This is a genomic window from Phormidium sp. CCY1219, from assembly GCF_055795085.1.
Genome location: NZ_JAYFEQ010000444.1, coordinates 1 through 718 on the forward strand (window position 1 = coordinate 1; position 718 = coordinate 718).

1 protein-coding gene is annotated in these 718 nt (G+C 49.6%); it reads right to left on the minus strand.

What is annotated here, in order from left to right; genetic code table 11:
- On the minus strand, positions 1–411 hold a 411-nt coding region (locus AC0QH1_RS10605), incomplete at its 3' end, for a tetratricopeptide repeat protein (protein ID WP_324631057.1).
- Positions 412–718: the final 307 nt, after the last annotated feature.

Sequence of the window (718 nt, forward strand, 5' to 3'; positions counted from 1 at the left end):
TTGGGGTTGTCCGATGTCGGAGTAGACTGCACCGATATTATTCAGAGTCGTGGCTTCCCCGCTTCTATTATTGATTTGTTGAAATATACGGAGTGCTTGTTCGTAGAATTCTAATGCGTCTTGACGTCTCCCTATATCATTGTAATTGCGACCGATGCCCAGCAGCGCAATGCCTTCCAGTTCTTTCGCGTTAATTTGTCGGGCAATTCCGAGGACTTGCTCGAATGTTTCTATTGCTGCTTGTGGTTGTCGTCCAGTTTGTTGCACAGCTTGCTGTAAAAGTCGCTGGACTTCTTCAGCTTGTGCATTTTGGGTTTGGGCCACGCTGCGCTGAGCAATGAGCGGTAGGGTGACGGGGAATAGGCAGATACTGAAAGCGACAATAATACTGCTAGCAAGTCGGTGCATCATTCTCATCTCCACTCGGTCCACTCGGGGATAAACGGCGTCAGGTGTGCTGGGGTACGATTTCGGCAGATTTATCCAATTTTAACACAATGTTTTGGGCGTTCAGGGTTATCGATTTGAACAAAACGAGTGACAGATTCCCCCCACCTCGCCAACGGCAGGTGTTGCTCGAAAAACGGCAGTAACTAATCATCGTGAAGCCCGGTAGGGTGGGTCACCCCCGCCACGGGATACTGCAATTCACCCAACTTAGCCCTACGGGGGTGAGGCACCGTCCCTTTGTGTAAAGGGTTGACAAAAAAAAGCCAAT